The sequence below is a fragment of the Phenylobacterium sp. genome, from assembly GCF_030651755.1.
In the GTDB taxonomy this organism is placed as follows: Bacteria; Pseudomonadota; Alphaproteobacteria; order Caulobacterales; family Caulobacteraceae; genus Phenylobacterium.
The window spans coordinates 1-26,150 of record NZ_JAUSBZ010000129.1; the positions used below are offsets into that span (position 1 = coordinate 1).

General features: G+C 69.4%; 23 protein-coding genes and 1 pseudogene. 14 read left to right on the forward strand and 10 right to left on the reverse strand.

The window, feature by feature from the left end; genetic code table 11:
- The coding region (locus Q7V15_RS11985; RefSeq protein WP_304755837.1) for a hypothetical protein at positions 1-373 on the forward strand (373 nt) is incomplete at its 5' end.
- Positions 374-443: 70 nt separating this feature from the next.
- Here the strand turns inward: Q7V15_RS11985 and trxA are convergent.
- From trxA to Q7V15_RS12020, 7 genes are all read right to left on the reverse strand, one after another.
- Complete coding sequence (gene trxA, locus Q7V15_RS11990) at positions 444-779, reverse strand: thioredoxin (RefSeq protein WP_304755839.1); 336 nt, start codon at positions 777-779, stop codon at positions 444-446.
- 79 nt (positions 780-858) lie between these two features.
- Entirely contained in the window at positions 859-4,356 is a 3,498-nt protein-coding gene (gene addA, locus Q7V15_RS11995; RefSeq protein WP_304755840.1) for a double-strand break repair helicase AddA, read from the reverse strand.
- A complete protein-coding gene (gene addB / locus Q7V15_RS12000) occupies positions 4,353-7,382 on the reverse strand; it encodes a double-strand break repair protein AddB (protein WP_304755842.1) in 3,030 nt (1,009 codons plus the stop codon). The genes addA and addB overlap by 4 nt, the downstream gene beginning before the upstream one ends.
- Positions 7,379-8,101, reverse strand: coding sequence for a nucleotidyltransferase family protein (locus Q7V15_RS12005; RefSeq protein WP_370689807.1), 723 nt, complete (start codon positions 8,099-8,101; stop codon positions 7,379-7,381). Before Q7V15_RS12005 ends, addB begins: the two co-directional genes overlap by 4 nt.
- Positions 8,098-9,210: an N-acetylmuramate/N-acetylglucosamine kinase AmgK gene (gene amgK / locus Q7V15_RS12010; RefSeq protein WP_304755843.1), complete on the reverse strand. Its 1,113-nt coding sequence runs from the start codon at positions 9,208-9,210 to the stop codon at positions 8,098-8,100. The genes Q7V15_RS12005 and amgK overlap by 4 nt, the downstream gene beginning before the upstream one ends.
- Positions 9,176-9,637 carry a tRNA (adenosine(37)-N6)-threonylcarbamoyltransferase complex ATPase subunit type 1 TsaE gene (gene tsaE, locus Q7V15_RS12015; protein WP_304755845.1) on the reverse strand — a complete coding sequence of 154 codons (462 nt, stop codon included), beginning with the start codon at positions 9,635-9,637 and terminating at the stop codon, positions 9,176-9,178. The genes amgK and tsaE overlap by 35 nt, the downstream gene beginning before the upstream one ends.
- Complete coding sequence (locus Q7V15_RS12020) at positions 9,634-10,509, reverse strand: GNAT family N-acetyltransferase (protein WP_304755847.1); 876 nt, start codon at positions 10,507-10,509, stop codon at positions 9,634-9,636. Before Q7V15_RS12020 ends, tsaE begins: the two co-directional genes overlap by 4 nt.
- Positions 10,510-10,587: 78 nt before the next feature.
- On the opposite strand from Q7V15_RS12020, the gene Q7V15_RS12025 reads away from it, so the two are divergent.
- Together Q7V15_RS12025 and Q7V15_RS12030 are read left to right on the forward strand one after the other, a co-directional pair.
- Complete coding sequence (locus Q7V15_RS12025; protein ID WP_304755849.1) at positions 10,588-12,099, forward strand: CoA-acylating methylmalonate-semialdehyde dehydrogenase; 1,512 nt, start codon at positions 10,588-10,590, stop codon at positions 12,097-12,099.
- Between the two features lie 55 nt (positions 12,100-12,154).
- Positions 12,155-12,883: a hypothetical protein gene (locus Q7V15_RS12030; RefSeq protein ID WP_304755850.1), complete on the forward strand. Its 729-nt coding sequence runs from the start codon at positions 12,155-12,157 to the stop codon at positions 12,881-12,883.
- 6 nt (positions 12,884-12,889) lie between these two features.
- Here Q7V15_RS12030 and Q7V15_RS12035 read toward each other — a convergent pair whose 3' ends face one another.
- Entirely contained in the window at positions 12,890-13,339 is a 450-nt protein-coding gene (locus Q7V15_RS12035) for a hypothetical protein (protein ID WP_304755851.1), read from the reverse strand.
- 132 nt (positions 13,340-13,471) lie between these two features.
- On the opposite strand from Q7V15_RS12035, the gene zapE reads away from it, so the two are divergent.
- The gene (zapE, locus tag Q7V15_RS12040) at positions 13,472-14,587 is read left to right on the forward strand and encodes a cell division protein ZapE (protein ID WP_304755852.1); all 1,116 of its coding nucleotides are present in this window, start codon (positions 13,472-13,474) and stop codon (positions 14,585-14,587) included.
- Between the two features lie 137 nt (positions 14,588-14,724).
- Here zapE and Q7V15_RS12045 read toward each other — a convergent pair whose 3' ends face one another.
- Entirely contained in the window at positions 14,725-15,609 is an 885-nt protein-coding gene (locus Q7V15_RS12045) for a LysR substrate-binding domain-containing protein (RefSeq protein ID WP_304755854.1), read from the reverse strand.
- Between the two features lie 186 nt (positions 15,610-15,795).
- On the opposite strand from Q7V15_RS12045, the gene sdhC reads away from it, so the two are divergent.
- From sdhC to Q7V15_RS12075, 6 genes are all read left to right on the forward strand, one after another.
- A complete protein-coding gene (sdhC, locus tag Q7V15_RS12050; RefSeq protein ID WP_304755855.1) occupies positions 15,796-16,203 on the forward strand; it encodes a succinate dehydrogenase, cytochrome b556 subunit in 408 nt (135 codons plus the stop codon).
- A gap of 2 nt (positions 16,204-16,205) precedes the next feature.
- Positions 16,206-16,598 (forward strand): succinate dehydrogenase, hydrophobic membrane anchor protein, encoded by a 393-nt coding sequence (sdhD, locus tag Q7V15_RS12055; RefSeq protein WP_304755857.1) that lies wholly within the window; start codon positions 16,206-16,208, stop codon positions 16,596-16,598.
- 2 nt (positions 16,599-16,600) lie between these two features.
- Positions 16,601-18,388, forward strand: a complete 1,788-nt coding sequence (gene sdhA, locus Q7V15_RS12060; RefSeq protein WP_304755858.1) for a succinate dehydrogenase flavoprotein subunit — start codon at positions 16,601-16,603, stop codon at positions 18,386-18,388.
- Positions 18,389-18,485: 97 nt separating this feature from the next.
- On the forward strand, positions 18,486-19,268 hold the full coding sequence (locus tag Q7V15_RS12065; RefSeq protein ID WP_304755859.1) for a succinate dehydrogenase iron-sulfur subunit: 783 nt from the start codon (positions 18,486-18,488) through the stop codon (positions 19,266-19,268).
- A gap of 61 nt (positions 19,269-19,329) precedes the next feature.
- The gene (locus Q7V15_RS12070) at positions 19,330-20,559 is read left to right on the forward strand and encodes an NAD(P)/FAD-dependent oxidoreductase (RefSeq protein ID WP_304755860.1); all 1,230 of its coding nucleotides are present in this window, start codon (positions 19,330-19,332) and stop codon (positions 20,557-20,559) included.
- Positions 20,560-20,579: 20 nt separating this feature from the next.
- Positions 20,580-20,900 carry a 2Fe-2S iron-sulfur cluster-binding protein gene (locus Q7V15_RS12075; protein WP_304755862.1) on the forward strand — a complete coding sequence of 107 codons (321 nt, stop codon included), beginning with the start codon at positions 20,580-20,582 and terminating at the stop codon, positions 20,898-20,900.
- A 54-nt stretch (positions 20,901-20,954) separates the two neighbouring features.
- Here the strand turns inward: Q7V15_RS12075 and Q7V15_RS12080 are convergent, their stop codons facing one another.
- Positions 20,955-23,276 (reverse strand): PAS domain-containing sensor histidine kinase, encoded by a 2,322-nt coding sequence (locus Q7V15_RS12080; RefSeq protein ID WP_304755864.1) that lies wholly within the window; start codon positions 23,274-23,276, stop codon positions 20,955-20,957.
- A gap of 122 nt (positions 23,277-23,398) precedes the next feature.
- Between Q7V15_RS12080 and Q7V15_RS12085 the strand changes: the two genes are divergently transcribed.
- The 4 genes and pseudogenes from Q7V15_RS12085 to Q7V15_RS12100 all read left to right on the forward strand — a co-directional run.
- Positions 23,399-23,989 carry a hypothetical protein gene (locus Q7V15_RS12085; protein WP_304755865.1) on the forward strand — a complete coding sequence of 197 codons (591 nt, stop codon included), beginning with the start codon at positions 23,399-23,401 and terminating at the stop codon, positions 23,987-23,989.
- Positions 23,986-24,396: a metallopeptidase family protein gene (locus Q7V15_RS12090; RefSeq protein ID WP_304755867.1), complete on the forward strand. Its 411-nt coding sequence runs from the start codon at positions 23,986-23,988 to the stop codon at positions 24,394-24,396. The genes Q7V15_RS12085 and Q7V15_RS12090 overlap by 4 nt, the downstream gene beginning before the upstream one ends.
- 153 nt (positions 24,397-24,549) lie before the next feature.
- Complete coding sequence (locus tag Q7V15_RS12095) at positions 24,550-25,680, forward strand: ferritin-like domain-containing protein (RefSeq protein ID WP_304755868.1); 1,131 nt, start codon at positions 24,550-24,552, stop codon at positions 25,678-25,680.
- Positions 25,681-25,911: 231 nt separating this feature from the next.
- A pseudogene (locus Q7V15_RS12100) lies at positions 25,912-26,150 on the forward strand (ferritin-like domain-containing protein); the annotation flags it as partial.

The following is a 26,150-nucleotide window of genomic DNA, read 5'->3' on the forward strand; positions in this document are numbered from 1 at the left end:
GGACGAAGTCGAGCCGCCGTGGTCGGTCGGGGTTGTGGTCCTAAAGGTGACATCACCCAATTGGGATCGAGACGACCGGACCAGGCAGTGGAAAGGGCGGGACCATCAGGGGCGCGACCGTTACTTCCGCATTGAGGATGATGCCTTTTGGCGGCGCGTCAGCACAGACGCGATCAGCACGCATTTCATCGATGAGATGACAGTGCAGTGGGCGTTTCAAGGCAGGCCGGATCAGCCCAAGAACTGCAGAGTCCTGCGCGTCCTCGAGTTCAACGGCACTCGCCTATCGGAACCGCTGAGCGATGACGTGCTCATCGCGGAACTGGGGAGGATGGCTGAGCAGCCCCAGGATCAATGGGACCTTTTCGGGTAGGTGAGCCAATGAAAAAGGGCCGGCTTTCGCCGACCCCTTCTGCAGTCTCTCAGGCCTCAGTCCGACCGCCTTACGCCGCCGGCGGCACGCCGGCTTCGGAGAGCCATTCGAGGATCTTCTGCTTGGGCATGGCGCCGACCTTCATGGACGACATCTGGCCGTCCTTGAACAGCATCATGGTCGGGATGCCGCGGACGCCGTAGCGCGAGGGCGTGGTGGGGCTGTCTTCGATGTTCAGCTTGGCGATGGTGACCTGGCCGGCCAGGTCGTCGGAGATCTGCTCCAGGGCCGGGGCGATCTGCTTGCAGGGGCCGCACCACTCGGCCCAGAAGTCCACCAGGACCGGGCCTTGCGCCTGCAGCACGTCTTTCTCGAAGGACTCGTCGGTGACGGTGACGGTGCTCATGGAAGCTCCTATTGCGACCCGGCGACAACGTGCGGCGGGCGCTTCTCGATCCAGGATTTAAGGCGCAGGCGGCCGGCGATCAACTCCTGGACCGGAGATCGGCCAGGGCCTGGGCCATCAGGAATTCTGGAACCGCCATCAGCTTCGGACCATCGGTCCACACCAGGGCCGCCTCGATGGCCCGGCCGGGGAAGACCTCGGCCAGCACGGCGGCATAGAGCGCCATCTGGCGGATATAGGCGGGATCGGCGTCCTCTATGCGGGCGGGCGAGGGGCGGTTGGTCTTGAAGTCGGCCACCAGAACCCTCTCTGCGCGCACCACCAGGCGGTCGATGCGGCCGGAGATCTGCAGGCCTTGCGGCAGGGCGGCGGCTCGCCCCGCGATGGCCACCTCGGCCCGGCCATCGGCTGCGAACACGTCGGCGAAGCGGGCGTCGGCCAGCACGGCCAGCGCCGCGCCCGCCATCTCGGCCCGCTGGTCGTCGGTCAGGTCGGGCTCGCGGGCGAGGATCGCCTTGGCTGCGGCGTCGCGCTCGCCCAAGGCCAGGTCGGGCAGGATCTGCAACAGCCGGTGGATCAGCTCGCCCCGGCGGAACCGGCCCAGCCCGCCCACCCGCGCGAGCGGTGAGGGCGCCAGGATCTCTTCCGCCTCGCCCAGGTCCGAGGGCGAGGCAAAGCGGGCCAGGGGATCGAGGGCCGCATCGGCCCGCGCCCAGTCTGGCAGGGGGGCGGTGGTTTCGCTCGGCGCGGCGCCGCGGCCCAGCACCTGCGGGTCCTCGCCGAACCGCCTCGCCTCCACCTGGCCGCAGGCGGCGGGGCGCAGGTGGGGGCCGATCATCTCATGGGCGAAGCCGGCCTGGATGGCCGCCCACCAGCCCTTGAGGTTCTCTTCCTTGGTCTTGGCCGCGATCCGGCCGCAGATCACCAGCCGGTCGCGGGCGCGGGTGAGCGCCACATAGAGCAGCCGGTAGGCCTCTTCCTCGTCCTTGCGGGCGCGCAGCTCCCGCGCCGTGGTCGAGGCCGCACAGTCCAGCGTCTTGGACGGGCACCAGAGGAAGCCGCCATCTTCGGTCTCCAGCAGGGGGGAGCCGCGGCCCAGCCCCGAAAGGGTGGTCTCGGGCAGGAAGACGATGGGCGCCTCCAGCCCCTTGGCGCCGTGGGCGGTCATGACGCGGACCTCATTGCGGGCCGCCTCCATCTCGCGCTTGACGGTGATGTTGAGGCCGGCGAGCGCGTCAGCCAGACCCTCCAGGTCGCAGATCCCCCGCTGTTCGGCGGCCTGGGCCTGGGCCAGGAACTCGTCCAGGGCGTCCTCGGCCTCGGTCCCCAGCCGCCGCACGATCCTCTGGCGCATGGAGGCGCCGGCGCCGTCGCGAAGGGTGAGCAGCCGGCCATAGAATTCGAAGGGCCGCCGCTTCTGCGCCTCTTCGCGGGCGGAGGTGAGGAAGGCGAGCGCCGCGGTCCAGTCGGGGCGCTCATGGGCGCGGGCCCGCAGGGCGCTCCACAGATCGCCGGGCTTGCGGGGCTTGGCGAGGCCGTAGAGGGCGTCATCGTCCAGGCCGCAGAAGGGGCTCTTCAGCAGGGCCGCCAGGTTCAGCTCGTCCTGCGGGAACAGCACGAAGCGGGCCACGGCCAGCAAATCATCGAAGATGATGTGTTCCGAAAGCGCCAGCCGGTCGGCGCCGGCCACGGGCACGCCGCGGCGCTTGAGCGCCCGCAATATGTCCTCGAACAGGGCCTTGCGCCGCCGCACCAGGATCAGGACGTCGCCATAGCGGGCCGGCCGCCAGGCGCCGCGGGTTCCGTCGGGAGCGTCCAGGTCCTTGTCGAACACCCCATCGCCCCTTGCGACCAGGTCCTCGATCTCACAGGCGATGTTTTCGGCCAGCCGGCGGTTGGCGCTGGTGGGGCCTTCCACGTCGAGCGGCGCGTCCCAGGCCTCGCGCTCTTCGCCCTCGGGCTCCCGCTCCAGGGGCCAGACATCGACACAGCCCCGGTGGTCGCGGCGCATGGGGATGTGGCGCACGGCGTCCTCGCCCCGGGCCGGCGGCACGCCCCCTTGGGTTTCAGGCGCGGAGAAGACCGCATCGACAAAGCTCAGCACATCGACAGTCGAGCGCCAGGAGGCGGCCAGAGGCACGCTTTGGGCCCGCGCGCCGGCGTCCCTGATGCGGGCGAGATAGGTCTCGGTCTCCTGGCGCAGGCGCTCGGGCGCGGCGCCCTGGAAGGAGTAGATCGACTGTTTCTCGTCGCCGACCACGAACAGGCTGCGCAGGGCCTCGCGCTCGCGGCCTTGGCCTGCGAAGAACTCGGCGGTGAGGGCGCTGAGGATCTCCCACTGTTCCGGCGCGGTGTCCTGGGCCTCGTCCAGCAGGATGTGGTCGATCCCGCCGTCCAGCTTGTAGAGCACCCAGGCGGCCATGGGGCGCTCGGCCACCAGGGCCCGGGTCTTCTCGATCAGGTCGCCGAAATCCAGCGCCCCGGCCGCGGCCTTCTCCTGGCCGTAGGCTGTCAGATAGGCCTTCGCCAAGACCAGCACATAGGCGCTGTCCCAGGCGATGTTGGCCGCGCGCACCTGATCGCGGGCGATGGCCAGCCGGTCCTGTTCGTCCAGCAGGGCCTGGCGCAGGGGCTCGGCGCCCGCCAGGGCCTTGGTCTTGGCCACCCATGTGGCCGGCGTGCCCTCGCCGCCCTGGGTGAACAGGGCCTTCAGGGCGTCGGAAAGCGCAGCGTGCGGGTCCGCCGCCACGGCCAGGAGCGTCTGCGAACAGGACTGGTCGGTCTTGCCCCCGAGCGCCAGGACCTCGGCCGCCTCCCGCCACAGCGCCCGGTCAAGCTCGGCCATGGCGTCTGCGGCGACAGCCTCGGGATCCTGCTCGCCGTCAAAGCCGCAGGTCTGCCAGATCCAGGCGAGCGCGCCCTCCAGTCCGCCCTCGCGGGCGACAAAGGCGTCCAGGGCGCCGCGACGGGCCTCGAAGGTGGCGAACATCTGCTCGAAGGCGCGGAAGTCGAGGCTGACCGACAGCCGCGCATAGGCCTGGGCCACCGCGCCGGTTCCGGTCAGGGCGTGGCGGGCCACGTCCTGGCGGGCGGCGCGGGCGATCAGGGCGGCGGCCGGATCGTCCATCACCCGGAAGCCCGGCGAGATTCCGGCTTCTAAGGGGAAGCGCCGCAGCAGTTTCTCGCAGAAGGCGTGGATGGTCTGGATCTTCAGGCCGCCCGGGGTCTCCAGGGCCTGGGCGAACAGGGCGCGCGCGGCCGACAGGCGCGCGGCGTCATAGTCGCTGGCCTTGCGACCCTCCAGCCTGGCCAGCGCTTGGCGCAGGGCCGTGTCATCGCACACCGACCACTGGCCCAGCAGGTCGAACAGCCGGCGCTGCATCTCGGCGGCGGCGGCCTTGGTGTAGGTGACGCACAGGATGGCGGCGGGCGCCGCGCCGGCCAGCAGCAGCCGGGCCACCCGGTCGATCAGGGTCTTGGTCTTGCCCGAGCCGGCATTGGCGGTGACGAAGGCCGACAGGTTCGGATCAGCCGCCGTGCGCTGGGGATCGATGCCGATGTCTATGACTGGGCTCATGCCTCGCCCTCGCCGTCTTCGCCGCTGGTGGACCACTCGAACACCCGGGCCAGGTGGGCGTAGTCGCCGGCATAGTCGTGGACGAACTGCGGGGCGGTCCGCGACAGATAGGCCCGCTCAGGATCATCGAACTGGGCCAGCAGACGCAGGGCGCCGGCCAGGGCCTGCTCGGCGGCGTCATGGCTCTCGTCGCCTGCCGCCCCGCGGATTTCCACCTTGCCGGCCGGCTTGCGGCCGGTGACCTGCAGATAGACGAGATCACCTGGCGGCCTGGCCGGCACGTCCTTGAACCCGCCCCGGGCGACAATGGCTGCGGTCAGGGTCAGCTGCGGGGAAAAGCCGGTCTCGACCATCTTCTTCGAGGGCGCCTGGCCGGTCTTGTAGTCGAGGACGTGGGCATAGCCGTCCGGGCCGGTCTCGATCCGGTCGGCCTTGGCGGTCAGGGTGAAGTCCCGCAGGCCGGCGCGGACGGTGATCTCGCCCTTGGCCTCCACATGAATGTCGCGGCCGTCGGCCCTTCGCTCGGCTTCCAGGGCGACCACCCAGGCCGCCGCCTCCTGGGCCAGGGCCTGCTCGCGGGCAAGGGATTCCGGGGGCGCGCCGGCGGCGACCAGGGCCTCCAGATAGAGCGCAGCGAATTCCCGGGCCGGTTCCGGCGGCAGGGCCTTGGGGTGGCGCCTGGCGAAGATCTCAAAGGCCTCGTGGATGGCCGTGCCCCGGGCGCGAGCCTCCACCGGCTCGTCCGGCCGCTCCAGGCGGTAGAGCTTCAGGATGTCGCGGGCCCAGACCGCATAGGGGTCCCGGGTCAGGGATTCGATCCGGGTGACGGCGAACTGGTTCGGGCGGTCGGCCACAGGCGGGCGCGGCGCGGGCCGGCCGATCGGCTCGTAGTCCGGCGCGGCGTCCAGGGCGCGCGCCCAGTCCAGCAGGTCGGGGCGGCCCGGCAGGGTGAGGTCGGCGCCCCGCGCCAGGGTCTCCAGCCGCCAGAGCCAGCGGGACTTCACCGTCGGCTGGCCATCCCGACGCTCCGAATGCAGCAGGACCACATTGGGGGCGCAGGCGGCCTGGGCGAAGTCGTGGGCGGCCAGGCCCACCCGGCGCTCGGGCGGCGGCAGGCCCAGACGCTCGCGCATGGGCCGCGACAGGAAGGGATCCAGCGGCGCCCCCTGCGGCCAGACGCCCTCCTCAAGGCCGGCCACCACCAGCCGGTCAGCCCGCACCAGGCGCGCCTCGATGGCGCCGAGGATGCGCAGGCGCGGATGGGTGGCGCCGCCGACGCGGACGGTCTCATCCCCCATCAGCCGCACCAGCAGGTCGGCGAAGCCCTTGGGCGTCACCGGCGGCAGGGCGCCGGCCTCAGCCATCAGCCCGGCCATAAGCTGCGACAGGGCCTCCCCGCCCGCCCCGCCCCACAGGCGGCCAGAGGCGCCGGCGCCGTCGGCGGCCAGGGCTTCGAGGGCAAGGGCCAGGGCGCGGGCCCGCTCGGCGGCGGGGCTGGGCTCGCTCATGTCGGTCAGGGGCGTGAGCGCCGCGCGCAGGACGGTGATCAGTCCGGCCGCGCCAGCCCTGCGTGTCGCGTCGGTTAGCTTCTCATCCAGGCGTCTCGTGAGCGCCGCCCAGTCGGCCGGGCGCGGTCCGCGCAGGCCATGGCGCTCCAGGTCGATCAGGCGGGCCTCCAGGGCCTCGCGGCTCTCCCCAAGGCGGGTGAGGGGATGCTTGAGGACGCCGAGCATCAGCACCGGATTGAGCGGCTCGGCCGCCAGCCTGGCGACCAGGCCCGCCAGCACGCCGGCCGGACAGGCCATCAGCGGCGCGCCGACCGAAGAGTCCGGGACGACGCCCCAGCGGGCGAGTTTGAGAGACACCCGGCGGGCCAGGTTCTGGTCGGGCGCCACCAGGGCGCCGGTGGCGCCGGGGATCTCCAGGGTTTCGCGCAGCAGCAGGGCGGCCACCGTGGCGGCCTCTTCTTCGCTGCGGGCGGTGACGACCGACAGGCCGGCCAGGCCCTCAGCGATGGGATCGACCCCTTCTGTGGCGCCCTCGGCCCGCAGGGCGCTGATGACGTTCAACCAGTCGGCGGTGGCCTGGGCTGGGCGCAGGGCCTCATTGATCACCCGCCGGCGCCAGCGGCCCTGGCTCTGATAGGGCGCCGAGGCCGGCCAGATCTCGACGGCCTCGCGGGTGAGGCCCGCCCTGGCCAGCAGGCGGCTGAGCGCCCCTTGCGGATGCTGCTCATCCACCTGGTCCCAGGCGGCGTCGGCGAGGCTTTCGTCGAGGCCGGGCAGGACCACGCAGCCCTGCGGCGCCTCGGCGATGACGGCCAGCAGATCAGCGGTGGCCGGCGCCGTGCCCGTGGAGCCGGCGGCGACCAGGACGCCTTCCGGCGGGCGAACAGCCCATTGTTCGGCCAGCGCCCGCAGCAGGGCGACCCGGCGCTGGCTGGTGTCGACGACGCCCAGGGCGGCCAGCCGCTCGGGCCAGGCCGCCAGGGCGGTCTCCAGAAAGGCGCGGGAGACCTGCCAGTGCTCGGCCAGTTCGACGTCCACCAGGCCGGCCAGGGCGCCAGAGGCGTCCACCTCCTCGATCTGCAGGCTGTCGAGGAAACCGCCCAGGGCGTCGGCCAGCTCCAGGGCGGCCGAGGCGTCCAGATCCCGCGACAGAAGATGTTCGTGGGTCTTGACCAGTCGGGTCAGCTCCAGCCGCCGCCGCAGGGGATCTATGGCGGCCGGCAGGCGTGCGGCCAGGTCGCCCGGCTCAAAGGGGGGCTCGCCGGCGTCCAGGTCACCCAGCGGTCGGATCTGCGGCGGCAGCAGGGCCTGACCGCCGCCGGCCGCCAGGAAGGCGTCGGCCAGGGCCCGGGCGCCGCGGCGGGTCGGGGTCAGCACAGTGGCCTGGGACAGGGCCTCGGGTCCCAGCGGCGCCAGGGCCGCATAGAGGCCCCGGGCGAGGTCGTGGACGAAGGGCCGGTGGGCCGGGATGTTGAACCAGCGGGGCCGGGGCCCCTCGAACAGCGACGACCGGCTCACTGGGCCAGCTTGGCTTCGGCGGCCTCCCGGGCGGCGGGATCTCCCACATGCATCCAGAAGGCGTCCATCACCGCCCCGTGCAGGCGGCCCTGCTCGGCCAGGCGCCGCCAGATCGGCACGATGGAGAAGGCTTCCTCGCGAACACCATCGAGAATCTGCGGCTTGATGATCTGGAATCCGACATTGGCGAAGGGGGTCGGGGGCTCCGGCTCGGCCGAATGGGTCAGGCGGCCAGCCGCATCGCGGAAGAAGCCCTGGGGGCCCTCAAAGCCGAGGCCCTGCCCCCGCGGCACCAGCAACAGCAGGACGTCCATGATCTCCGGATCCCAGGCCTGCGCCAGGGTCTGCAGGGGCGGGGTCTGGCCGCCGGTCCAGAGGGAGTCGATATTGGCCACCAGGATCGGCTCGTCCCCCAGCAGCCGTCGGGCGTGGGCGATGCCGCCGCCGGAATCCAGCAGGGCGGCGCGCTCGTCACTGATCTTGATCCGGATATCGTCGCGCCGCGCCAGATGGGCGACCATCTGGTCGGCGAAGTGGTGGACATTGACCACGGCGGTCTCGACGCCGGCCTCCACCAGGCGGTCCAGCACGTGGTCCACCAGGGCGCGGCCGGCCACCTCCACCAGGGGCTTGGGCCTGTGGTCGGTCAGGGGGCGCAGGCGCGTGCCGAGTCCCGCGGCCATGACCATGGCGGTCTTGGGGAATCCGCCCGCGCTCACCGGCGGGCCTCGGGCGGCACGTGGGCGTCGAACCAGGCCTTGATCGGCGCGAGCGCCGGATCGGCCAGGCAGCGTTCGAGATAGCGCCAGGTGCGGGGCATGAAGGCCTCGTAGCGCGGCTTGCCAAAGCCCGCCACCTGGCGGGCGAAGATGAACAGGATGCGGGCCGAGTTCAGGGCGCCCAGGGCATGATAATCGGCGCGGAAGGCGTTTGCGTCGATGTCGCTGCGAATCTCCAGGTAGCGGGCCAGCGCTACGGCTTCCCGCTCGGGCGAAACGTCGCGGCGGGCGTCGTGCAGCAGCATGGAGAAGTCCCAGGCCGGGTGGGCGCGCACGGCGTCCTGGAAGTCCAGCAGGCCGACCCGGGCCACCCCTGTGCGATCTGGCAGCCAGATCAGGTTCTCGGCGTGATAGTCCCGGTGGCAGAAGACGCTGGCGCCGGCCTCAGCCCGGGCGCGGATGGGCGCCCACAGCGCCTCCCATTCGGCTTCGGCGTCGGCCGAGAAGGGCGCGAGCCCGGAGAACTTCGGCCACCATTCCAGAAACATGTCGCCGCCGGTCCGCAGGGCCAGGTCGTCATAGGTCAGGAAGGGCCAGGCGGCGCCCTGCGCCTCCAGCACCGGCGGCGGGACGGCCTCGTGCAGCTGCGCCAGCACTTCGACGGCGGCCTCATAGAGGGGCGTCTCGTCGGTTCCGGTCTCGATCAGCCGGGCATAGAGGTCATCGCCGAGGTCCTCCAGCACCGCCAGGCCCTCGCCAGCCTCATGGGCGATGATTTCCGGCGCCGACAGGCCCTGACTTCGCAGCCAGCCCGCGGTGGCGACAAAGGCGTCCACCCGGCCGGCCGCCAGCCTTGCCATGGCGTTGTAGCCGGCCAGTCGCCGCTGATCGGGGCTGGCGCCCGGCGGACAGGGGGCGGTCTCCACCGGCGGCTGGTCCATGAAGATCAGGCTGGCCTGGCCCGGCCGCGACAGCCGCTCATAGCGTCGGGTCGAGGCGTCCCCGGCCAGGGGGATGCGCTCGGCGTCGGCCAGGCCATGTCGGGCCAGGAACTCGGCCTTCAGGCCCTCACGGTCAGAACTCAATCGAACGTCCTTCCCAGGCGCCATGGGGCGTCAGCCGCGCCCGGCGCGCCGCCCCGTCCAGAGCAATCTCTATATCCAGGCGATGGGGGGGAAGGCGACCCTCCAGGCGCTGGGGCCACTCGATGATCGCCGCCCCATCCTCCAGAGCCTCGTCCAGGCCGATCTCATAGGCCTCATCGGGACTGGTCAGCCGGTAGAGGTCGAAATGGGCCAGCGTCATGCCATCACCCTCATAGAACTGTACGAGCGTGAAGGTCGGGCTGGGCACGTCCTCGTCCGGCGTGGTGCGCGCCCGGATCAGGGCCCGGGCCAGGGTCGACTTGCCGGCGCCCAGCGGCCCGGTCAGGCAGATGGCCTCGCCCGCGCTCAGCACCTCGGCCAGGGCCGCGCCCAGGCGTGCGGTGGCCGCCTCGTCCGCCAGACGCAGGTCGCCGTCGAGGGGAAGCCTCATGCGAAGGGCCGGTCCGGATCGGCGGGAAGACTGCGCTCCACATAGGCCTTCAAGGCCTCGGTGGCGGTCTGGGGATCGCCGGACAGGGCGTCTGGCGCGATGGCGGCGCCCAGAGTCAGGCCATACTGGCCGCCCCGCTTGTTGAGCAGTTCATGGAAGAGGGTGATGTCCCGCAACTCGGCGGAGACCCGGTTGAACAGATGAAACAGGGTCGACCAGGGGCCGGTCACGTGCAGGGGCACGACCGGCGCCTCGTACTTGCGGGCGATGGAGACTGCGCTGCTCATCCAGGGGGGATCGGCCAGCAGCCCGTCGGGCTGGCGCCGGGCGAGTCGCCCGGAGGGAAAGATCACCAGGGCGCGCTCGGCCTCCATCGCCTCGCGGGTGCGCTGGAGGGTCAGGCGGGTCCGCTCACGGGTGCGCTTCTCCTCCACCCATTCGACGGGAATCAGCACGTCGGAAAAGCCGGGCGCCACCCGGTGGGCGTCGGAATTGGCGTAGAAGCAGAGGTCGGGCCGGCGAGCCTTGAAGGCGTCATAGACCGCCACCCCGTCGGCGATGCCGGTGGGGTGGTTGGCGATCACCACCACCCGTCCCTGTTTCGGCAGCCGCTCCAACCCATTCACTGACAACCGTACGTCCAGCAGCCCCGACACCCGCTCCAGGGCTTCATGGCCCGGCAGGGGAGCGATGGCGTCGGCCATCCGCCGGGCCTTGCCATAGTCCAGCAACCCATAGAGCAGGGGCCGCAAAGCCGGCCACGTCGGGTGACGGCTGAGGGCTGGCGCACGTTCGGCGATTAGCACGTCCACGATGTGGTCGTGACGCCGCGCGGCGGGGCGCAGGATTTCCGAGGACGAAGCGACGCTCATGTCGCGCCAGAATGCGCCTGAGCCCGCAATTTGGGCAAGCGCTAGGCGCAGGCGCGATGGCGGCCTAAGCTTCGACCCATGCGTGAGATCAGCCACTTTATCGCCGGCCGCGCGGCGGCTGGAACCTCCGGTCGCTACGGGGAGGTCTTCGATCCCAATCTCGGCGAGGTCCAGGCCCGCGTGGCCCTGGCCTCGGCCGTCGAGCTGGACGCCGTCGTCCAGGTCGCCCTGGCCGCCCAGCCCGCCTGGGCCGCGGTCAATCCGCAGCGCCGGGCGCGGGTGATGTTCGCCTTCAAGCGCCTGGTCGAGGCGCGGATGGATGAGCTAGCCGCCCTGTTGTCCTCTGAGCACGGCAAGGTGATCGCCGACTCGCGAGGCGACATCCAGCGGGGCCTGGAGGTGATCGAGTTCGCCTGCGGAATCCCCCACGCGCTCAAGGGCGAATATACCGAAGGCGCAGGCCCCGGGATCGACGTCTATTCCATGCGCCAGCCCCTAGGCGTGGCCGCCGGGATCACCCCGTTCAACTTCCCGGCCATGATCCCGATGTGGATGTTCGGGGTCGCCGTGGCGGTGGGCAACACCTTCATCCTGAAACCCTCGGAGAAGGACCCCAGCGTGCCGGTCAGGCTCGCCGAACTGTTCATGGAGGCCGGCGCCGAGGCCGGCGTCGACACAGCCGGTGTGCTGAACGTCGTCCACGGGGACAAGGTCTGCGTCGACGCCATCCTGACCCACCCGGGTATCGCCGCCGTCAGCTTCGTCGGGTCCTCCGACATCGCCCAGTATGTCTATGCCACCGGCGCCGCCCACGGGAAGCGGGTCCAGGCCATGGGCGGGGCCAAGAACCACGGGATCCTGCTGCCCGACGCCGACCTGGAGGCCGCCGCCAATGACATCCTGGGCGCCGCCTTCGGCTCGGCCGGCGAGCGCTGCATGGCCCTGCCGGTGGCCGTGCCGGTGGGGACAGGGACGGCGGAGGCTTTTCGCGAGCTGATGGTCGCCAAGATCGAGACGCTGAAGATCGGCGTCTCCTCGGACCTCGCCGCCCAGTATGGCCCGGTGGTCAGCGCCGCCCACCGCCAGCGCGTCACCGACTACATCCAGATGGGCGTCGACGAGGGCGCCGAGCTGGTGGTCGATGGCCGGGGTTTCTCCCTGCAGGGCCATGAGCAGGGGTTCTTCATCGGCCCCACCCTGTTCGACCATGTGAAGCCGACGATGAGGTCCTACCAGGACGAGATCTTCGGTCCGGTGCTGCAGATGGTGCGCGCCGACACCTTCGAAGAGGCCCTGGCCCTGCCGTCACAGCACGCTTACGGCAACGGGGTGGCGATCTTCACCCGCAACGGCCGGGCCGCCCGGGAGTTCGCCTCGCGGGTCAATGTCGGCATGGTCGGGATCAATGTGCCTATCCCCGTGCCGGTGGCCTATCACAGCTTCGGCGGCTGGAAGCGCAGCGCCTTTGGCGACGCCAACCAGCACGGGATGGAGGGGGTCCGCTTCTACACCAAGGTCAAGACCGTCACCGCCCGATGGCCCGAGGGCGAGACAAGCGACCAGGCCTTCGTCATCCCGACGATGAAATAGGCCCATTTCGACACGAGATCTGGCCCTTTCCGGGCAAAAGCAGGAGCGACCGCACATGAAGAACTTCCGCCTCTGGGCCATCCTGGCCCTTGTCCTGGTGGTGGCCGGTGCGGGCGCCATCGCTTATTGGAATTTCGAACTGCGCTGGAGGCCCGCCACCGTGACCAAGAACCAGGCCGAGATCGCCCGCCTGCTGGAGGGGTCCGGCTGGGTGTCCCCCGGCATCGAGGGGCGGGCCATCTACATGGTTTCGTTCCGCAGCTGCCCAGACTGCCTGCGATTCAAGGCCGAGCAGTTTCCCGACCTGCATGCGGCGGGAATCGACACCCGGGTGATCGAGGTGGCGCGGCGAGAGATGAACGGCCTGGAGCGCTCCACCCCGGCCGAGCGCGCCACGGTGGCCGAGCTGTGGCTCAACCGTGACTGGAGCCTGTTCGAACGCTGGGTCAGCGTCCCGGTCTCGGCGTGGACTGCGCCGGGCATTCCCCCGGCCGACGGCGACACCGCCCGCACCGCCGTGGTGGAGGCCGGACGGTCTATGGTCGACGAACTCATTCCCCTGCTGAAGGCCAACGGTGTCGACTTCGCCTATCCGCTGCTGGTCTGGTGGGACCAGGAGGGCCAGATGAAGGCCTGCGCCTGCGAGCGGCGGGAAACCTACCGCTTCCTGCGGCAGGATCTCGGCCTGCCGGCGAAGAGCGACACGCCCCTGACGCCCGCGGGCGAGGAAGACGGGGCGATCGCCCCGCCCCCCGAGGCGCCCGCAGAGCCGGCGTCCATCTAGGATCGTCTACTGGCCGCCGGCGTTGATCTCCTTGGCGCGGGCCTGGGTCTTCGGGCCCTGGCTCTTGCCGGGCGCGCGGTCGCCGCGGCTCGCCGAGTGGACGGCCGCGCCGTCGGTGTCCTGGCCCCACTCGGCCTGAGGATTGTCGTCCTGGTCGATGTCGTGGATGTCGACATTGGCCGGGGTTCCAGCCCCCAGGTCCCCTCCGGTGTCGCCCATACCGGTCCCATTGCGGGGCTCAAGCCGCGTCCCATCCTGGCGTGAAACCGCAAGCTTGGGTTCGGCGCGGTCATCCGGCCGTTTTTGCTGCTGCTGGGGCTGGGCCGGGGGCGCTTCACTGTCGCGGTTGGGGTCGCGCTGCTGATCCATTTCTCGCTGGCCCATGCCGCCGCCCTGTTGCCGGGTGCGGTTGGCCTCGGTGGTGTCAGGATCAAAGCTGCGGGGTTCGTCGGCCATGGCCGTTTCTCCTCCTTGTTGCGGTTCTACAGGGACAACCGGTCGGCGCCCGGGGCTGTTCCGACGCCCAAGCTGGTCAATGTCGCGTCTGGCTGATTGTGATCAGCGGCCTGTCAGGCTAGGGGGCGGGACATGACATCCGCCCTTGAAGCCGCCTACCGCGACCGCCTGGAGCGCGGGGAGATTCGACCCGATCCGGCCCAGGCCGCCGCCCTGCCGGCCCTGGCGCGGCTAGAGGCCGACCTTGTCGCCAGCGAGCCCGGCGGGCTGCTGGGGCGCTTCCGCAAGCCCGAGAGCCAGCGCGGCGTCTATCTGTGGGGGCCGGTCGGGCGGGGCAAGTCCATGCTGATGGACCTGTTCTACGAGACCGCGCCGGTGGCCAAGAAGCGCCGGGTCCACTTCCACGTCTTCATGGGCGAGGTCCACCGGCTCATCGACGCCTGGCGTAAGGGGGACACGGCCGCCCGCAAGGCGAAGTTCGGCCAGCATCGGGGGGACGATCCGATCCCGCCGGCGGCCGATGTGGTGGCCGGGGAGGCCCGGCTGCTCTGTTTCGACGAGTTCCAGGTCACCGACATCGCCGACGCCATGATCCTGGGCCGCCTGTTCACCGCCCTGTTCGACCGGGGCGTAACCCTGGTGGCCACCTCCAACCGCGTGCCTGAGGGGCTCTACAAGAACGGCATCAACCGCCAGCTCTTCCTGCCCTTCATCGACCTTCTGAAGGCGCAGACGGAGGTGGTCTCAGTGGCCGGCGAGCATGACTATCGCCTCGACCGGCTGCGGGCGGCGGGCGTCTGGTTCTCGCCGATCGACCCCGACAATGTGCGAACCTACGACGCTCTCTGGGGCGAGATGCTCGACGGCGATGAGGAGCTCGGGGAGACCCTTGAGGTCCTGGGCCGCAAGATTCACCTGCCCCACGCCACCGGCGGCCTGCTGCGGGCCAGTTTCGCCAGCCTGTGCGGCGTGGCGCTCGGACCCAACGACTACCTGGCCCTGGGCGAACGCTTCCACACCGTCTTCCTGGAGCGCGTGCCGCGCCTGACGCCGGCGCGCCGGGAAGAGGCCAGGCGCTTCGTCACCCTGATTGATGCGCTCTACGAGGCCCGCGCCAAGCTGATCGTCCTGGCTGAGGCCGAACCCGCCAAGCTCTATCCGGAAGGTGACGGGGCCTTCGAGTTCGAACGGACCGCCTCGCGCCTGCAGGAGATGCGCTCCGCTGATTGGCTCACCGACCGGGGCTAGGTTTTGCGCCGTCGCGCCGAAGGCGCGTCAGGATTGAACCACGAAGCACACGAAGCGCACGAAGGCGCCGTGCGCAGGGTCGCTTCGTGTCCTTGGTGATCTTCGTGGTTGAACTCAAATTTGTGCTGCGCGCCGGGTTACGCAGCCCGCAGGCTTTCCACCAGCTGGCGGGCGATGGGGCGCAGCTCTTCCAGGCTGCGGACGCAGATCTTCAGCTCCCGCACCGCCCAGTCATCGGTCAGCGCCACAATGGCCAGGCTCATGGTGCAGACGGCCCGGGCCGCGGTGGTTTCCGGCACCACGCCGACGCCGACGCCGCACTCCACCAGCCGGCAGACCGCATCGAAGCTGCGCAGCTGCACCCGCAGCCGCAGGCGACGCCCCTCTCGGCCAGCCCGGGCGGCCAGGAAGCGCTGCAGGGAGCTGGCCCGATCGAGGCCCACCAGGTCGTAGTCCAGAACCTGGGCGAATGCGGCGCTGACATTCTGCGCCAGGGGGTGGTCAAGGGCGGTCACCACGACGAACCGGTCCGTGCGGAAGGCGAAGGTCTCTAGGGCTCCCACATCCACCGTGCCGGCGACAATGCCCACATCGGCGGCGCCTTCGGCCACCAGGCCGACGATCTCGTCGGACAGGCGCTCCTCCAGGTCGACGCTCACCTGCGGGTGGTCGGCCAGGAAGGAGGACAGGGCCTCGGGCAGGAATTCGGTCAGCGCATTGGTGTTGGCCAGGACGCGCACCTCGGCCGCGCCGCTCTCGGCCATGACGCCAAGCTCGTCCTGCATCCGGGCGCTCTGTTCGAGCAGGGCGCGGGCGTGCTTCAGCAGCAGCAGGCCGGCCGGCGTCGGGGTCACCCCCTGGCGGGAGCGGGTCAGCAGCGAAGCGCCAAGTGATTGCTCCATGGCCCGGATCCGGGTGGAGGCCGCCGCCAGAGCCAGCGCCGCGCGCTCGGCGCCGCGGGTGATGGAGCCGGCCTCGACCACGTCGCAGAACAGCCGCAGATCGATAAGATCGAACCTCATCCTTCGCCTCCCGCGAAGGAAGCCTACAGCAAAGACGCATTGCCCGGGAGTTGGAAACCGAAGATGTTCGCCGATCTGCGAAGGGCGGCGGGTGCGCCCTGGCGAGTGGCCTTCGTTGACACCCCCAGATGGCGGCGTAAAAGCGGCCGGGCATTCGCAGGGCAACAGGGAGCGGCTGTAGAACCGATGTCGGACGTCTCGAAGACCATCCGGGCCAGGCCCACCTCACCCCACGTTCAGGTGTGGCGCTGGCATCTCACCGCCATCACCTCGATCATGCACCGGATCACCGGCGTGGCCCTCTATGGCGGGACCCTGATCCTGGCCGGCTGGACCATCGCGCTCGCCTTCGGGCCGGAGGCCTATGCCAGCTACATGGGCCTTCTGGGCTCGCCGCTCGGCAAGCTCGTCATGTTCGGCCTGAGCTTTGCGGTCTTCTTCCACCTGGCCAAGGGTGTGCAGCACCTGATCTGGGATACGGGCTTGGCGCTGAAGGTGCCGGCCGCCAATGCGGGCGCCGTGGCGACCTTGGCCTTCGCCCTGGTGGCCACCGTGGTGGTCTGGATCATCGCCGCCATGACGGGAGCGCTCTGAGCATGACCGATTTCCGCACCCCCCGTTCCCGGGCCCAGGGCCTCGGCGCCGCCGGCCATGGGGTCAGCCACTGGATCGCCGAGCGCGTTTCCTCGGTCGCCCTGATCCCGCTGGTGCTGTGGGGCGTCTTCGCCGTTCTGCGCCTGGCCCGCAGCGACTATGAGATGGCCGTCGCCTGGCTCGCCTCGCCGGTGAACGCCGTGCTGCTGGCCCTGCTGGCCGTGGTCAGTCTGATGCACATGCATTCGGGCATGCGGGTCGTGGTGGAGGACTATATCCACCGGCGGATCACCAAGGCCGGCCTGCTGCTGCTCAACCTCTTCGTCTGCGCGCTGTTCGGCGCGCTCGCCCTCTTCTCCATCCTGAAGGTCGCCCTCTCGGGCGGAGCTTACTGAGCATGGCTTCCTACGAATTCATCGACCACAAGTTCGACGTCGTCGTCGTCGGCGCCGGGGGCTCTGGCCTCCGGGCGGCCCTGGGCTGCGCCCAGGCCGGCCTGCGCACCGCGTGCGTTTCCAAGGTCTTCCCGACCCGCTCGCACACCGTGGCCGCCCAGGGCGGCATCTCGGCGAGCCTCGGGAACATGAGCCAGGATGACTGGCGCTGGCACATGTACGACACCGTCAAGGGGTCGGACTGGCTGGGGGACCAGGACGCCATCGAATATCTGTGCCGCAATGCGCCGGCCGCCGTCTATGAGCTCGAGCACTGGGGCGTGCCCTTCTCGCGCACCGAGGACGGCAAGATCTATCAGCGCGCCTTCGGCGGCATGACCAGCAACTATGGCGAGGCCCCGATCCAGCGCACCTGCGCGGCGGCCGACCGCACCGGTCATGCCATGCTGCACACCATGTATGGCCAGTCCCTGGCCAACAATACCGAGTTCTTCATCGAGTATTTCGCCCTCGACCTGATCATGGAAGACGGCGTCTGCCGGGGCGTCACCGCCTGGAAGCTGGACGACGGCACCCTGCACCGGTTCCAGGCCCAGATGGTCATCCTGGCCACCGGCGGCTATGGCCGGGCCTACTTCTCCTGCACCAGCGCCCACACCTGCACCGGCGACGGCAACGCCATGGTCCTGCGGGCCGGCCTGCCCCTGCAGGACATGGAGTTCGTGCAGTTCCACCCCACCGGCATCTATGGCGCCGGCTGCCTGATCACCGAAGGCGCCCGGGGCGAGGGCGGCTATCTGACCAATTCCGAGGGCGAGCGGTTCATGGAGCGCTATGCGCCGTCCGTGAAGGACCTGGCGCCGCGGGACATGGTCAGCCGGGCCATGACCATCGAGATCCGCGAAGGCCGCGGGGTGGGGCCTGGCAAGGACCACATCTTCCTGCACCTGGACCATCTGGATCCCAAGGTGCTGCACCAGCGCCTGCCGGGCATTTCCGAAAGCGCCCGGGTGTTCTCCGGCGTGGACGTGACCAAGGCGCCGATCCCGGTGCTGCCGACCGTCCACTACAATATGGGCGGCATCCCGACGAACTTCTATTCCGAGGTGGTCACCCGCGACGGCGACAATCCCGACAGCGTCATCCCCGGCCTGATGGCCGTGGGCGAGGCCGCCTGCGTCTCTGTCCATGGCGCCAACCGCCTGGGCTCCAATTCGCTGATCGACCTGGTGGTGTTCGGCCGCTCGGCCGCCCTGCGCGCCGCCGACATCCTGACGCCGGGCGCCAAGCAGCCCGACCTGAAGCCGGCCCAGACCGACGCCCATCTGGCCCGCTTCGACCGCCTGCGTCACGCCAAGGGCGCCACGCCGACGGCCCAGCTGCGCCTGGACATGCAGAAGGCCATGCAGGAGGACGCCGCGGTGTTCCGCACCGGCGAAAGCCTGGCCTCGGGCGTCGCCCGCCTGGACAAAATCCACGGCCAGCGCACCGACATCCAGGTCACCGACCGCGGCATGATCTGGAACACCGACCTGATCGAGACCCTGGAGTTCGACAACCTGATCGGCCAGGCGGCCGTGACGGTGAACGGAGCGCTGAACCGCACCGAGAGCCGTGGGGCCCATGCTCGGGAAGACTATCCCGACCGTGACGACGAGAACTGGATGAAGCACACGCTCACTTGGTTCGACGACGCCACCGGCAAGGTGAAGCTGGACGACCGTCCGGTGCACTCCTTCACGCTCAGCAATGACATCGCCTACATCCCGCCGAAAGCGCGGGTCTACTAGGGTCGGGTTCGTGGCCCGCCTCGTCGCTCATTTCTGGCTTCGGACCGAACGCGCGCCCTGCGCGGGGTCCGGGGTCTTCGCCTAAGGAAAGCCTCCGATGGTCGAACTCGCCCTGCCCAAGAACTCCCGCGTTCAGAAGGGCCAGCACCACCCGGCCCCGGCCGGCGCCAAGAAGGTCAAGACCTTCAAGGTCTATCGCTATGACCCCGAGGGGACCGAAAACCCCCGCTGGGACACCTATGATGTGGATGTCGAGGCCTGCGGACCCATGGTCCTGGACGCCCTCATCTACATCAAGAACACCATGGACCCGACGCTGGCCTTCCGGCGCTCCTGCCGTGAGGGGGTCTGCGGCTCCTGCGCCATGAATATCGGCGGCCGCAATACGCTGGCCTGCACCCATGGCTGGGAAGAGGTGCCCGGCCAGACCTGCACCATCAGTCCGCTGCCGCACATGCCGGTGATCAAGGACCTGGTGCCGGACATGACCCTGTTCTACGCCCAGTACGCCTCCATCGAGCCCTGGCTGCACACCAAGACCCCGGAGCCCCAGGGCGAGTGGCTGCAGACCCCGGCCGATCGGGAGAAGCTGGACGGCCTCTATGAGTGCATTCTCTGCGCCTGCTGCTCCACCTCGTGCCCGAGCTACTGGTGGAACGGCGACAAGTATCTCGGCCCCGCCGCCCTGCTGCACGCCTATCGCTGGCTGATCGACAGCCGCGACGAGGCCACCGGCGAGCGCCTTGACGATCTGGAAGACCCGTTCAAGCTCTATCGCTGCCACACGATCATGAATTGCGCCCAGGTCTGCCCCAAGGGCCTGAATCCGGCCAAGGCGATCGCTGAGGTGAAGAAGATGCTGGTCGACCGGGTCATCTAAAGTCGTCACTCTGCTTTTCCCAAGTTGACGCCGGCGTCATTTTTCTGCATCGGGGGACGGCATGAGTGAATTGGGCGCAAACGTGGTGATCCTGGGGGCGGGACATGCGGGCGGCACGGCCGCCGCGCTGTTGCGCCAGTATGGGCATACCGGACCGATCACCCTGGTCGGCGACGAGCCGTTGGCGCCCTATCAGCGCCCGCCGCTCTCTAAGGCCTGGCTGAAGGGGGAGGCCGACGCCGACTCCCTGGCGCTTAAGCCACTGGAGTTCTACGCCGAGCACCAGATCGACTTCCGCCCCAACATCCGGGCGGTGAAGCTGCGGCGCTCGGACAAGCTGGTCGAGCTGTCAGACGGCTCGACGCTCGCCTATGACATCCTGATCCTGGCCACCGGCGCCCGGGCCATCAAGTTGCCGGTCCCCGGCGCTGATCTGGCCGGTCTGCTGGAGCTGCGCACAGCGGCCGACGCCGAGGCCCTGAAGGCCGCCGTGGGTCCAGGCAAGCGCCTGGCCGTGGTGGGCGGGGGCTATATCGGCCTGGAGGTCGCCGCCTCGGGCCGCGCCCTGGGCGCCGAGGTGGTGGTCATCGAGCGGGAGTCCCGCCTGCTCGCCCGGGTGGCCTGCGAGGCCCTCTCGGACTTCTTCCGCGGCGTTCATGAGACCCACGGCGTGGTCTTCGAGATGGGCGCCAGCGTCACGGGGTTCGTCGGCGAGAATGGCCATGTCACCGGCGTGATCCTGGCTGATGGCCGCACCCTGCCTTGCGACGCCTCTGTCATCGGGGTGGGCGCCACGCCCAATGACGAACTGGCAGCGGACTCTGGCCTGGAGACCGCCCGCGGGGTGGTGGTGGACCTGGAGGCGCGGACCTCCGATCCTTCGATCTTCGCCATCGGCGACGTCGCCCACCGGCCCATGCCGATCTATGACCGCATGTTCCGGATGGAGAGCGTGCCCAACGCGCTGGAACAGGCCAAGCAGGCCGCCAGCGCCATCACGGGTCGGCCTGCGCCCGCCGGCGAGGTGCCCTGGCAGTGGTCGGACCAGTACGACCTGAAGCTCCAGATCGCCGGCTACGCTTTCGACGTCGATGAGGTTCTGCTGCGTGGCGATCCCGCCAGCGGCAAGTTCGCGGTCTTCCATCTCAAGGGAGACCAGATCCAGTCCGTGGAGGCGATCAACTCGCCCCCGGAATTCATGATGGGCAAGCAGCTGATCGGAAACCGCAAACCGGTTTCCAAGGCGAAGCTTTCCGATCTCAGCGTTTCAATGAAAGAGGTCGTCGCCTGAACGCGGCGCGAAAGGGAGTCATGGCCAAGATCACCTATATCGAGCACGACGGGACCGAGCACGTCGTGGACGTGAAGACGGGGCTCACGGTGATGGAAGGCGCGGTGAAGAACAACGTCCCGGGCATCGACGCCGACTGCGGCGGCGCCTGCGCCTGCGCCACCTGCCATGTCTATGTGGACGACGCCTGGAAGGACAAGACCGGCGAGTCCTCGGCCATGGAAGAGTCCATGCTCGACTTCGCCGAGAACGTCGAGCCCAACAGCCGTCTCTCCTGCCAGATCAAGGTCTCCGACGCCCTCGACGGCCTTGTGGTCCGGCTGCCGGAAAGCCAGCACTAGGATATCTGATGCGCGCGGGCGGCTTTCCGGTCGCCCGCGCCGCTCAGGCCTCGCCTAGAATTCCAGTTCCCGGTGGGTGGCGGCTTCGGCCTGGGCCAGCTCCGGAAGGTGGCAGGTGAAGGTCGCGCCATTGCCCGGCTCGCTCTCCAGGGCCACCCAACCCCCATGCAGTTCGGTCAGCGCCTTGACCAGCGCCAGACCCAGGCCAGGTCCGCCCCGCTCGCGGCCGACGAAACGGTCGAAGATGTGCGCCTGGACGTGGAAGGGGATGCCGCGGCCAGTATCGGTCACCTGCAGCTTCACCTCGCCTAGCGCCCGCCGGGCTGAGATGGAAATGGTCCCCTCCGGCGGGGTCTGGCGGATGGCGTTCTCGATCAGGTGATCCATGATCTGACCCAGGCGATGGGCGTCGGCGCGGATCACCCCGATCTCCTCGGCATGGTCGACCTTGAGGATGATCTTGCCTTCCTCGGCGGCCCGGGCCCAGCGGCCGGCGGCGCCGGAGATCAGGTCGGCGACCCGCACATCCTCCAGATCCAGCGCCATCTCGTCGGCGTCGATCTGGGCCATGTCGAGCACGTCGTCGATGGACCGGGCCAGCTGGGTGGCGGCCATGCGCACCGCCGAGGCGTGGCCCCGACCCCGCTCCGACAGGTTCTCCCCTGAGCGCTCCAGCAGCTCGGAGTAGCCGATGATGGTGGTGAGCGGGGTGCGCAGTTCGTAGGACACATTGCCCACGAAGTCCCGCTTCAGCCGCTCGGCGTCGGCGAGCGCCGCGGACCGGTCGGCGAGCGCGCTCTCCAGCTTGCGGGCGTCGGTGACGTCGGTGAAGGCGATCAGGGTCGCGCCATCGGGCAGGGGGCGGGACTGGTAGGCGACAATCCGGGAGTCCGAGGTCTTCACCTCGCCGGAGATCGGCGCCCGGGCGCTGGGGTCGGGGTCAGCGACCCGGCCTTTCAGCTCCCGCCAGAAGTTCAGGTCGTGCAGGCGGGGCACGCAAAGCTCGACCACCCCTTCGAAGTCGCCGGCGAGATCCAGCTGGGTCGGGGTGACATTCCAGAACCGCTCGAAGGCCTCATTGTGCAGCCGCAGGCGGCCGTCGGAACCGAACACCGCGACCGCGTCGTTGAGCTTGTCCAGGGTGGCCTGCTGAACCTGGATCAGGGCGTTGTACTGGGCCTTGAGCTTCAACTCGTCGGTGATGTCGGAGAACAGCAGCAGCACCCCGCCCATGGGGTGGGGCTGGCGCACCACCCGCAGGGTGCGGCCATCGGGCAGGCTCCACAGGTCGTCGGGGCTTGAGCCCAGGGCCTCGTAGCGGTCAAGCTCGGCGGCGCGCCACTTCACATAGTCGGCGGTCTCCGGCAGGCGGCGGCGCTGGCGCAGGCGGTCGAGCAGCTCGCCGTGGCCGGGCCGCTCCCCCAGCCAGGCCGGCTCCAGGCCCCACAGTTCGGCGAAGGCCGTATTGTGGAAGATCATCTTCTTGTTGGCGCCGAAGATGGCCACCGCATCTGCGATGTGGTTCAGCGTTTCGTCGTGGGCGGCCACGTGGCGCTTCAGCGCCTCGCGCATCTCCTCGGTTTCGGTGGCGTCCTCGGCCCAGACCCCCACCCCGCCGCCTTCCAGCGGCCGGGCTGTGATGTGAAAGGCCCGGCGGCGTCCGCCCAGCGTCAGCCAGCGGGTGGTCTCGCGCACCTGGGCCAGATTGGCGGCCTCGCTGGCGATCTCGTCGGCGGCCTTGTCGAAGGTCAGGCCCTTGGCGGCGGCTTCATCCAGGCTCGCGGCGTCGACAGCCGCCAGCCAGGCGGCGTTCACCCACACCGGCGCCCCATCGGCCGAGGCGATCCAGGCCGGACCCGGGCGGGCGTCCAACAGGGCGGCGAACCGCGGGGCCGTCGGCAGGCCCGCGTCCTCGCCGATCACCGCCGACAGGCGCAGCCAGGCGAGCGCGCCTGCCGCCCGGCCTTCCACCGAGACCACGCCGGAGGGTCCGCGCACTTCAAAGGCGCAGGCTTCGCCCCGCTCGAACAGACCCCGCAGCCGTCGGGCATGATCAGGGTCGGCCCGCATCAGGGTGTTGACCAGTCCTTGGGCGTCAGGCTCGCTAAGATCGAGGGCGGCCGCACAGACGGCCAGGCTCTCCTCGCCCGAGGCCAGCAGAGCGCGGCCGTCCTCCACCGCCAGCAGGGCCGAGTCAAAGGCCTCGGCCGAGGACTGGGCCACTTCGGCGCGCATTTCCAGCTCGGCGACCCGCGCTTGCAGGCCAGCCAGACGGGCGCGGCCCTGCCTTTGCTGGGCAAGCGCCCAGAGCGTGGCGCAGATGGCCAGGCACACCGCGCCTGCGGCCGCCGCCAGGATCAGTTCGTCCGCATTCATCACCGCTCCATCGGCGCCTGTCGCGCCGATGCGAATCACCCACCGTTCAACATAGGACCCAAAGCGAGCTGTCGCACGCGCGGTCCGTTCCCAGGGCCGCGGGTTTGCGCGACAATGGCCCGATGAGCGCCATTCTCTATCCGGTCGCCGCCGATGCGGACGCCGCCCTGACTGCGCCCCTGGGCCGGGCCGCCCGCGAACGCGAGGCCCGCGCCCTGGCCGGCGGCGAGGCCGTCACCTTCGTCACCCGCGCCGTCGGGCCGGATTTCGCCAGCCGCGAAGCCGCCCTCGACCTCTATGCCGGCAAGGTCGAAGACGACCGCCCGGGTCGGCTGGTGAGCCTGCCGCCCGAAGATCGCTATTGTCGTCTGGCCGAACTGGCGGCCCAGGTGGGGGGCAGGCGGCCTGTGCCAGAGGCGGCCAAGCCTGTCCTGAAGGATGGCCGGCGTTGGCCGGCCCCGCCGGCCTCGCCTGTGGCGACGGTCTGGCGCCTGCAGGTCTCGTTCTGGCGGGTCGGCGCCTCGGCTGAGACGCCCCTGGACGGCCCCCAGGCTCGCCGGGTTCGCCGGGCCGGCGCGGAGGCGGACCGGGAGACCCTGAACGCCCTGACCCGCCAGCCCCTACGCGCCCTCCGGCCTCAACAGCCCCTGGATATCGGCCTCTTTGAAGTCCGTCCGCCCGAGGCCCCAGATACTGTGATCGCTGACGAATGACCCTGTCTGCTGTTTCGGGGCTCGCCCCTAGCCTCGACGACATGGCCGCCATGGCTGAGGCCGCCTTTGCGCGACTGCCGGCGCCCTTTCGCCAGATGACCGGCCACGTCATGTTCCGGGTCGATGACTTTCCCGACGCCGAGACCCTGGCGGCCCTGGAGATCGAGGACCCCTTCGACCTCACCGGCCTCTATCATGGGGTCGACCTGGCCCATCGTTCGGTGCTCGACCCGGAGACCCATCCGTCCATGGTCTTCCTCTATCGCCGGCCGATCCTCGACGAGTGGGCGGCCCGGGGCGACGTCACCCTGGAGGAGCTGGTCAGCCACGTCCTGGTCCATGAGATCGGCCACCATTTCGGGCTCTCCGACGACCAGATCGACGCCATCGAGGCCGCCGTCGACTGAGCCCCGCCCGCCGCCGTCATAAAGGTGACGCCCCCGTCATCTTCTTGACTGAACGGCGTTCATGTGCCTGACTGGTCTGAAGACAGATGGGCTGCCCGCAAGGTGCGGAGCCGGGGCCGCAGAGCCTGCCCGATCTTCCTGGAGGACGATTTCATGGCCGCTGACGGCAACATCACCAAAGACATCATCTACGACGCCGTGTCGCCGGACGACTTCGAGTCGATGCTCGAACTCGACCGCTACAACGCCCGCTCCACGGCCTTCGACAAGATCATCTCAGCCACCCACGACCATTTCTGGGATCCGCTCGACAAGAAGTACATCGACTTCGACGAGCCCTTCGACATGGAAAACCAGATGATCCTGCCGGAGGACATGATCATCTCCATGTCCACCGACTATGTCTCCAATCACCTCAGCGACTGGAAGACCCGAGTCCGCTTCGTGAACCAGTCGGCCCTGCGGTCCTTCTCCTCCATCCTGCACGGCGAGCAGGGCGCGCTGAACCTGTCGGCCAGCCTGTGCCACGTGCTGAAGGACCAGGGCGCCCAGGAATACGCCGCCAACCAGACCCGCGAAGAAGCCCGCCACGTCACCGGCTTCGCCAAGTACATCAAGGCCCGCTGGGGCCGGCCGGTGGAATGCGGCCCGACGCTGAAGACCCTGCTGGTCGACATCATCGGCAGCCCTGAGGTCTATAAGAAGATCATCGGCATGCAGATGCTGGTGGAAGGCCTGGCCATGGGCGCTTTCGCCACCTTCTTCAACAATATCAATGATCCGACCGGCAAGAAGCTGCTGCAGCTGGTGATGACCGACGAGGCCTTCCACCACAAGTTCGGGAAGATCTGGGCCGACCGGACGATCCCGCACCTGAACCCGCAAGAGCACGCCATCATCGAGGACTGGGCGGCCCACTGCTTCCAGACCCTGCTGTTCAACCTGGTGTCGCCCAGCCAGCAGCGCGACCTCTATGAGGAGTTCGGCCTCGACCCCGACAAGGTGATCGCCGAGATGGCCGAAATGGTCACCGACGAGACCCGCCGGGAGAATATGAAAGAGCAGACCAACATCTTCCGGGTGCTGGTGAAGACCCTGCTCAACGCCGGCATCATCACCGACCGGACCCGGGCCTTCTACGCCATCTATGTGGACATGGATGAGCTGAAGGCCGAGGGCGATCGCATGGTCGGCGACGACATCGCCGAAGAGGGCATTCGCTATCTTCAGGAGATCAACTTCAAGGATCGCCACGCCGCCCCGGTGACCATCGCCGCCGAGTAAGGCGAAGGGTCTCTCGAATCTGACGACAGCGCCCGCCGGTCCCCCGGCGGGCGTCTTGCCTTCAGGCCTGCTCAAAATTGACGCCGGCGTCACGGTTTCCTTTGACGAACGGCGGTCTGGGAGTCAGGCTCTTTTCCCAAGGACAGAGCCGCCCATCCGTGGCGACAGCGGGGTCAACCCGCATGCGGAACCAAGGGCGCCGGCAATCCCAAATCATTCCAGGAGGAACGAATGGCCGCCGACGGCAACATCACCAAGGACCTGATCTACGACGCAGTGGCGCCGGACGACTTTGAGTCCATGCTCGACCTGGACCGCTACAACGGGCGGTCCACCGCGTTCGACAAGATCATCTCCGCGACCCATGACCATTTCTGGGATCCGCTGGACAAGAAGTACATCGACTTCGATGAGCCCTGGGACATGGACAACCAGCCCCTCGTCCCCGAGGAGTTGAACGTCGCCCTGCA